We start from the raw sequence: 8,531 nt of genomic DNA on the forward strand, positions 1-8,531 counted from the left end.
AGCGGCATGCCGCTCCCCTACAACGCACTGCCGATCCCCGTCTCTTGCAATTTTACGATCAAAACAGCCGTGCTGCGGTTTCTCCCGCAGCACGGCTGTTTGCAACATCTTATTTCACATCGGCATTGATGCCGTGCTCGTCGAAGGCACGCAGCAGCAGGTCCATATCGGACGGGATGGAGATCGGCTCGCCGCAGGCCTTGATGGCATTGGCGACGTCCTTCAGGCCGTTGCCGGTCACGACGGACACGACCGTCGCATCCTTCGGCAGGACGCCCTGCTCGCACAGCTTCTTCACACCGGCCGTGCCGGTCACACCGGCGGGCTCGCCGAACACGCCGCAGGTGCGGCCGAGCAGCTTCTGCGCCGCCATGATCTCGGCGTCGGAGACATTCACGACCAGACCGTTCGACTCGCGGATGGCCATGAGCGCCTTGTCCGCATTGCGCGGCACGCCGACGGCGATGGAGTCGGCCAGCGTGTTCTCCTCCATGGGTTCCCACGGGCGATTTTCCGCAATGGCGCGGTTGATGGGGCAGCAGCCCTCGGCCTGCGCGGAGATGAGGCGCGGCAGACGGTCGATGAGGCCGACGGCATGGAGGTCCTTCAGGCCCTTCCAAAGACCGGCGATCGTGCAGCCGTCGCCGACGGAGATGGCGATGAAGTCCGGCATCTGCCAGTCGAGCTGCTCGGCGATCTCATAGGCGACGGTCTTCTTGCCCTCGGAGAGGTAGGGGTTGATGGCTGCATTGCGGTTGTACCAGCCCCAGCGGTCAATGGCCTGCTTCGACAGCTCGAACGTGTCCTCATAGCTGCCCTGCACGGAGATGACGGTCGCGCCGAACGTCATGAGCTGGGCGACCTTGCCCTTCGGCGCGCGGGACGGGACGAAAATAAACGTCTGGAGCCCGGCGGCCGCAGCGTTGCCCGCGAGGGACGAGGCAGCGTTGCCCGTGGACGAGCAGGCGATGACATGCGCGCCTGCCTCCTGCGCCTTGGCGACGGCCATGGCGGAGGCGCGGTCCTTCAGCGAGGCCGTGGGGTTCTGGCCGTCGTCCTTGACCCAGAGCTTCGCAATGCCGAGTTCCTTTGCAAGGCGGTCGGCCTCATACAGCGGCGACCAGCCGACGCGCAGCGGGGGCGCGGGCGTCTCCGGCTCGACGGGCAGCAGCTCGCGGTAGCGCCACATGGAGCGCTCCGTGCGGTTCTTCAGCGTCTCGCGGGTCAGCACGGTCCTGATCCGGTCATAGTCATAGATGATGTCGAGGATGCCGCCGCATTCGCAGTTCGTCAGATTCGGAACGGCGGGATATTCCCGGCCGCAGCGCACGCAGCGGCCGCATTTTACATGGTTCATCGCTTCGGTTCCTTTCTCCGGGCTTTCCGGTCGTGTTTTTCCAGTGCTCGTTTCATCCGGGCCCGGCGGCGCTCGTCCCGGCGGCGCTGCCGGGGGTACCATTCATAGAACTGCTCGTCGCCGACAAGGGCGTGCAGCCGGTCCAGCTCCCGGCGGCGCAGGATCGCAGCCAGCAGGACGGTCAGCAGCACAAAGTAAAGCGCCAGCGCCGGCAGAAAGAGCGCGCCGAGCTTTTTGGCGTTCAGAAAGATCGACGCGGCGATCAGAACGTTGCCGATGGCCGCCGCCGTGATCAGGGCGACCTGGACGACCGGGATGAGCGGTGCGAGCGCATCGCGCAGGCGGTTCCGGAATGGTTTCATGGGGCCTCCGTGGATGAAAACCGTGCCGGAGCGGGATGACCCACCCCGGCACGGGCTGATTGTCGGAATTTAAAAACTTACAGTGTTTTGAGGATGCCGACCTCGTCGTTGAAGGCGTCGATGAGCTCATCGAGGTCCTTTGCCTGTGCATGGACGGCGTCCCAGGTGCCCTTCGTGTCGTACCACTGGGCGTTGAGGTCTTCGACGTTCATGCCCTGCTGCTCGACCCAGGTGTAATACTTCAGGTTGTGCACACGCTTGCGCTCCGTGTAGGTCAGCTCGAGCATGCTGTCGGTCTTCAGGCCGAGCATGTGCAGCGCATGATCCTTCTCGGCCTCGAAGGCGGAATAGGCGCCGTGCTGGGCGTTGAGCTCTTCCACGCGGGACTTGTACATGACGGCGGAGTCCGTCAGGACGGTGACAACGACGTCGTCCTCGGTCAGCTCATAGTATTTGGCCATCTTGATGCAGCACAGCACGTTGGCGATGCCGGAGATGCCCATCCAGGTGAACTTTTCGATCTGCTCGTCCGTCATGCCAAGGGACTTCAGGTACTCCTGACCCTCCTTGCAGTTGAACAGTCGCAGCAGGCGCTGGGAGTCCTCGTCGTCGATGGCAATGGCCATATCGGTGTTCTTCACGTTATGGACCCAGGGAATGTGCTTGTCGCCGATACCCTCGATGCGGTGGCCGCCGAAGCCGTTGTCCAGAATGGTCGGGCACTGCAGGGCCTCACCGACGGCGAGCTTCATGCCGGGATAGCGCTCCTTCAGCAGATCGCCGGAGGACATCGTGCCGGCGGAGCCGGAGGTGAAGCAGGCACCGGCCAGACGCTGGCCGGGCTTTTTTACGGCCTCGAACAGATCGGCCAGGGCGTAGCCCGTGACATTGTAGTGCCACAGCGGGTTGCCCATTTCGGCAAACTGGTTGAAGATCATCATGGACGGATCCTTCTTCAGCTCCCACGTCTTGTCGAAGATCTCCTTGACGTTGGACTCACAGCCCGGCGTGGCGATGATCTGACCGGCGATGGACTTCAGCCAGTCAAAGCGCTCCTTGGACATATCCTGCGGCAGGATGGCGACGGAGTCGCAGGCCAGCAGCTTGGAGTTGAAGGCGCCGCCGCGGCAGTAGTTGCCGGTGGACGGCCAAACGGCGTGATGATAGGTGGCGTCGAACTGACCGGTCACGAGGCGCGGAGCCAGGCAGCCGAACGAAGCGCCGACCTTATGGCAGCCCGTGGGGAACCACTTGCCGGACATGGCAAGGATGCGGCACGGCACGCCGGACAGGCTGGAGGGGATCTCCACATAATTCGGGGTGTGCTGATACAGACCGCCGAACTCCTTGGCCTCGTTGTGCCAGGAAATGCGGAACAGGTTGACGGGGTCGACGTCCCACAGGCCGGTATGGGTCAGCTTTTCCTTGATTTTCTCCGGGATGAGATCCGGATTCTGCATCTGCGCGATGGTCGGGATGATGATGTGGTTTTCCTTGGCCTTCTCGATGTTGTGCTTCAGGCCTTCCTTGTTGATGCGAAGATCAATCATTGCTCTTTCCTCCAGTTTTTACGTCAAGATAAGAATATAGCGTGTATTTGGAAATGCCAAAATGTTTCGCGATCTTGTCGCCGGATTTTGTGACGAGCAGCGCGCCGTGCTCATTGAGGAAATGGATGGCGCGCACCTTGTCCTCCTTGCTCATCAGGGCGACCGGCTTGCCGATGAGACGGTCGGACTGCTCGATGAGATCGTCGAGCAGGTCGTTGACATTATGCGTGATGCGGGGCGTTTCCTCCCCGGCGGGGTGGGCGGACGTCAGCCCGGCGAGCGCCTGCTCGGCCATGGCCAGCGCGGAAATATCGAAGTTGATGCAGAAAATGGCGCACACGCGCCCGGATTCGTCGCGGATGTAGATGGACGACGATTTCAGCAGCTTGCCGTCCGGCGTGCGGGTGAGATAGCACAGCTGGTCCTCCGGCGCGCGGCCGTCCTTGCCGAGCTGCTCGAGCACGACCTGTGAGGGACCGTCGCCGAGCTTGCGGCCGGAGACATGGCCGTTTTCAATGGCCACGACGGAGTGTGATGTGCTGCGCTCCGAGATCTCGTGTACAACGACCTCGCAGTTGCTTCCAAACTGCGCCGCGAGGCCTCTCGCCATCTGGCGGAGCGTTTCCAGTTCATTCGGTTTCAGCAATCGCAGCGCCCCTTTCTTTTTTGGGGGGAAACTCTGAAGAAATCATCTGCGGCGGATGCCGGAGCTTTTCCGCCGATCCATCGGTTCGGGGAACTTGAAATTCACAAAGTATTCCTGCGTTCCCCAAACCTCGCCTCGACGAAAAATCTCTCGCCCTCCGCTCTTGCTGATTTCTTCTGAGCTTCCCTGTTGGGAAAACTCTGAAGAAATCCTCTGCGGCAGATGCCGGATATTTTCTGCCAATTCATCGGTTTGGAAGGTTTGGAGTACACAAAGTATTCCTGCGTTCCCCGAACCTCGACTCGACGAAAAATCTCTCGCCAACCGCTCTTGCTGATTTCTTCCGAGCTTCCCTGTTGGGAAACTCTGAAGAAATCCCTCACGCATACTGCCCGCTGTCAGGCTTGTCATTGCGAGGCCCCGCAAGGGGCCGTGGCAATCTCGCGGGATCATTCCGGATTTTTGAGGATCCCCGGCGAATACGAAATATGGTGCCTGAGAGCCCCACGCCGCTTCGCTCCTCGGAATGACGAACTTCCGGTTTTTGCCGGTCAGAGCGTCCCTGTTTGGATTTTCCTGACCCTATGATACCATTATAGCCGGGAGAAATCAATTGTTTTTTCCAAAATTTTTTTGTTTTGAAAAAAATTTGTTTGACTTCTGTGCAGGATATGGTAAGATAGGAGCAGAGAACCGCAGACTGCCTGCATATCCGCACTGCGGTACGGAATGAATAGATAATGGAGGGTACCACGATGGATTTTGAAGCAATCAAACGTGCGGCCGAGGGCTATCGTGCCGACATGAGCCGTTTCCTGCGGGACATGATCGCCATCCCCAGTGAAAGCTGCGAAGAAAAGGGCGTCGTCATGCGCATCAAGCAGGAGCTGGAGAAGCTCGGCTATGACAGGGTCGAGATCGATCAGCTCGGCAACGTCATCGGCTGGATGGGCACGGGCGAGAAGATCATCGCCATCGATTCCCACATCGATACCGTCGGCATCGGCAACCGCGCCAACTGGACGAACGACCCCTATGAGGGCTATGAGACGGACGACATCATCTACGGCCGCGGCGGCTCCGACCAGGAGGGCGGCATGGCCTCCGCTGCCTACGGCGCGAAGATCATGAAGGACCTTGGTCTCATCCCCGAGGGCTATAAGATCATGGTCGTCGGCTCCGTGCAGGAGGAGGACTGCGACGGCATGTGCTGGCAGTCCATCGTCAATGAATATTTCAACGGACCGGAGGATGCCCGCAGCAAGATCGAGTTCGTCATCTCCACCGAGCCGACGGACGGCGGCATCTATCGCGGCCACCGCGGCCGTATGGAGATCCGCGTCGACATGCACGGTGTCTCCTGCCACGGCTCCGCTCCGGAGCGCGGTGACAACGCCATCCACAAGATGGCCGAGGTCCTGCTGAACGTCCGCGACCTCAACGAGAACGACGCCGCCGATGACAAGGAGATCAAGGGCCTTGTCAAGATGCTCGACCCGAAGTACAACCCCGAGCATTGGGAAGACGCGCGCTTCCTCGGCCGCGGCACCTGCACGACGTCGCAGATCTTCTACACGTCCCCGCCCCGCTGCGCCGTTGCGGACTCCTGCTCCATCTCCATCGACCGCCGTATGACGGCAGGCGAGACCTACAAGTCCTGCCTGAAGGAGATCGAGGACCTGCCTGCCTGCAGGAAGTACGCCAAGGACGTCAAGGTCTCGATGTATATGTATGACCGTCCCGCATGGACGGGCCACGTCTATGAGACGGAGTGCTTCTTCCCGACGTGGATCAACAAGGAATCCGCCGCCCATGTGCAGGCCCTTGTCGACGCGCACCACGCTCTGTGGGGCGATAAGCGCCTCTGGGCCGACGAGACCGCGCGCTCCAAGCGCGAAGGCCGTCCGCTGACCGACAAGTGGACGTTCTCCACGAACGGCGTTTCCATCCAGGGCCGCTACGGCATCCCGTGCGTCGGCTTTGGCCCCGGCGCCGAGTCGCAGGCCCATGCGCCGAACGAGATCACCTGGAAGCAGGATCTCGTCGTCTGCGCCGCGCTCTATGCCGCCGTTCCCGGTCTGTACAAGCCCGAAAACAAGATCACCGAGGCCGAGTTCCGTCAGGAGCTGACCGGCAACGACATCAAGTAATTTTTCTGCTTACCCCAAATATAATAAAAAATAGGAGAACGATCATGAGTAAGACTGTTGAACTGGCAAGACACCTCGAAAAGCTCCATATCAATAACATGTATAAGACCGACTTCTACTGGACGTGGGACAAGACGGACGACGAGATCGACGCCGTCTTCACCGTGGCCGACGCTCTGCGCGACCTGCGCGAGCGCAACAAGTCCACGAAGGTCTTCAATTCCGGCCTCGGCATCTCCCTGTTCCGCGACAACTCCACCCGTACCCGCTTCTCGTTCGCCTCTGCGTGCAACCTGCTGGGTCTGGAGGAGCAGGTCCTCGATGAGAAGAAGTCCCAGATCGCCCACGGCGAGACCGTCCGCGAGACTGCGAACATGGTCTCCTTCATGGCCGACGTCATCGGCATCCGCGACGATATGTACATCCATCAGGGCCACGAGTACCAGAAGACGTTCATGGACGCTCTGGAAGAGGGCTATCGCGACGGCATTCTCGAGCAGCGTCCGACGCTCGTGAACCTGCAGTGCGACGTCGACCATCCGACGCAGTGCATGGCCGACATGCTGCACGTCATCCACTACTTCGGCGGCGTCGAGAACCTCAAGGGCAAGAAGGTCGCCATGACGTGGGCCTATTCCCCGTCCTACGGCAAGCCGCTGTCTGTTCCGCAGGGCGTCATCGGCCTGTTCACCCGCTTCGGCATGGATGTCACGCTGGCCCATCCGGAGGGCTACGACGTCTTCCCCGAGGTCGAGGAGATCGCCCGTAAGAACTGCGAGAAGTACGGCTCCAAGTTCCACAAGACGAACGACATGAAGGAAGCCTTCCGGGACGCCGACATCGTCTATCCGAAGTCCTGGGCTCCGTTCCAGGCTATGGAAAGACGCTCCGAGCTCTATGTCAAGGGCGACCAGAAGGGCATCGACGAGCTGGAGAAGGAGCTGCTGGCGCAGAATGCCGAGCACAAGGACTGGACCTGCAGCGAGGAGATGATGAAGCTCACGAAGGACGGCAAGGCGCTGTATCTGCACTGCCTGCCCGCCGACATCTCCGGCCTGAGCTGCCCGGAGGGCGAGGTCGACAACTCCGTGTTTGACCGCTATCTTGTGCCGCTGTACAAGCAGGCCTCCTTCAAGCCGTATATCATCGCCGCCATGATCTTCCTGGCGCAGGTCAAGGACCCCGTCAAGGCTCTCATGGAGCTCGACGCTGCCGACAACAAGCGCAAGATGTTCTGAGCCGCACAGCAGGAGGATAATTACCATGGGAAAACGCATCGTCATCGCGCTGGGCGGCAATGCGCTGGGCAGCACGCCCTATGAGCAGCTCGCCCTCGTCACGGAAACGGCAAAGCCGATCGTGGATCTCATCGAGCAGGGCAACGAGGTCGTCATTGCACACGGCAACGGCCCGCAGGTCGGCATGATCAATCTGGGCATGGCCACGGCCGCCGAGGCCGGCGCCATCAAGTCCGATATGCCCTTCCCCGAGTGCGGCGCCATGAGCCAGGGCTACATCGGCTATCACCTGCAGAACGCCATCGGCAACGAGCTTGCCGCGCGCGGCCTGCAGAAGGACGTCGCCACCGTCGTCACGCAGGTGCTGGTGGACGAGAACGATCCCGCCTTCCGGAAGCCCACGAAGCCCGTCGGCGCGTTCTATGACAAGGCCACGGCCGAGCGCATCGCCGCCGAAAAGGGCTACACCATGGTCGAGGACGCGGGCCGCGGCTACCGCCAGGTCGTTCCCTCACCGAAGCCCGTGGACGTCATCGAAAAGAACACCGTCCGCGCCCTGATCAGCGGCGGCTGCGTTGTGATCACGGTGGGCGGCGGCGGCATCCCCGTTGTGCGCCGGGACGGCAAGCTCTACGGCACGCCCGCCGTCATCGATAAGGACTTTGCCTCTGCCAAGCTCGCAGAGCTCGTGCAGGCCGACGCCCTCGTCATCCTGACGGCGGTGGACCGCGTCTGCATCAACTGGGGCAAGCCGGACCAGAAGAGCCTTGCGGAAATGACCGTTGCGGAAGCGGAGCGCTACTGCGAGGAGGGCCATTTTGCCCCCGGCTCCATGCTGCCGAAGGTCAGGGCCGCCGTTTCGTTCGCCAAGACCGGCGGGCAGGCCATCATCGCCTCGCTCGCGCAGGCCGGAGCCGCCGTCCGCGGCGAGGCCGGTACGGTCGTCCATCTCTGATATCGTCTGTTCCCTTCCCGGGGAGCAAAGGGCCTGCTGCATGAACCCCGCAGCAGGCCCTTCTGCAATATGGGATAACACATATGCAGGGAAGCGGCACGCGGGAAATGAAACTGGAAAGTGGAAAATTTCACAAGACCGCCGGTCATGCGCTGTAGGGGCCGGGCTGTCCCCTCCCGGCGCATCGCTGCCGATCCGTACAGGGTAACACTAAAACGGTAATGGCAAATACTCCCGATTTGTCATTGCGAGGAGGCCGGAGGCCGACGTGGC

At 61.2% G+C, this 8,531-nt stretch carries 8 protein-coding genes; 3 read left to right on the forward strand and 5 right to left on the reverse strand.

Going from position 1 to position 8,531, the window contains the following annotated elements:
- Window positions 1–109: 109 nt before the first annotated feature.
- From WMO66_RS07330 to WMO66_RS07350, 5 genes are all read right to left on the reverse strand, one after another.
- The gene (locus WMO66_RS07330; protein ID WP_349135757.1) at window positions 110–1,357 is read right to left on the reverse strand and encodes a threonine synthase; all 1,248 of its coding nucleotides are present in this window, start codon (window positions 1,355–1,357) and stop codon (window positions 110–112) included.
- A complete protein-coding gene (locus tag WMO66_RS07335) occupies window positions 1,354–1,719 on the reverse strand; it encodes a hypothetical protein (RefSeq protein ID WP_349135758.1) in 366 nt (121 codons plus the stop codon). Before WMO66_RS07335 ends, WMO66_RS07330 begins: the two co-directional genes overlap by 4 nt.
- Window positions 1,720–1,796: 77 nt before the next feature.
- Window positions 1,797–3,269, reverse strand: a complete 1,473-nt coding sequence (locus WMO66_RS07340) for a pyridoxal-5-phosphate-dependent protein subunit beta (protein WP_349135759.1) — start codon at window positions 3,267–3,269, stop codon at window positions 1,797–1,799.
- Window positions 3,262–3,915 carry a helix-turn-helix transcriptional regulator gene (locus WMO66_RS07345; RefSeq protein WP_349135761.1) on the reverse strand — a complete coding sequence of 218 codons (654 nt, stop codon included), beginning with the start codon at window positions 3,913–3,915 and terminating at the stop codon, window positions 3,262–3,264. Before WMO66_RS07345 ends, WMO66_RS07340 begins: the two co-directional genes overlap by 8 nt.
- Window positions 3,916–3,957: 42 nt before the next feature.
- Window positions 3,958–4,326, reverse strand: a complete 369-nt coding sequence (locus WMO66_RS07350) for a hypothetical protein (RefSeq protein ID WP_349135762.1) — start codon at window positions 4,324–4,326, stop codon at window positions 3,958–3,960.
- A 344-nt stretch (window positions 4,327–4,670) separates the two neighbouring features.
- Here WMO66_RS07350 and WMO66_RS07355 point away from each other — a divergent pair, with 344 nt between their 5' ends.
- Genes WMO66_RS07355 through arcC form a run of 3 tightly spaced genes read left to right on the forward strand, consistent with a single transcriptional unit; the run spans window position 4,671 to window position 8,258 of the window.
- Entirely contained in the window at window positions 4,671–6,065 is a 1,395-nt protein-coding gene (locus WMO66_RS07355) for a YgeY family selenium metabolism-linked hydrolase (protein WP_349135763.1), read from the forward strand.
- A gap of 44 nt (window positions 6,066–6,109) precedes the next feature.
- Entirely contained in the window at window positions 6,110–7,303 is a 1,194-nt protein-coding gene (gene ygeW / locus WMO66_RS07360; RefSeq protein WP_349135764.1) for a knotted carbamoyltransferase YgeW, read from the forward strand.
- 25 nt (window positions 7,304–7,328) lie between these two features.
- On the forward strand, window positions 7,329–8,258 hold the full coding sequence (arcC, locus tag WMO66_RS07365) for a carbamate kinase (RefSeq protein WP_349135765.1): 930 nt from the start codon (window positions 7,329–7,331) through the stop codon (window positions 8,256–8,258).
- Window positions 8,259–8,531: the final 273 nt, after the last annotated feature.

Source organism: Faecousia intestinalis (genome assembly GCF_040096185.1).
Taxonomy (GTDB): Bacteria; Bacillota; Clostridia; order Oscillospirales; family Oscillospiraceae; genus JAZOXB01.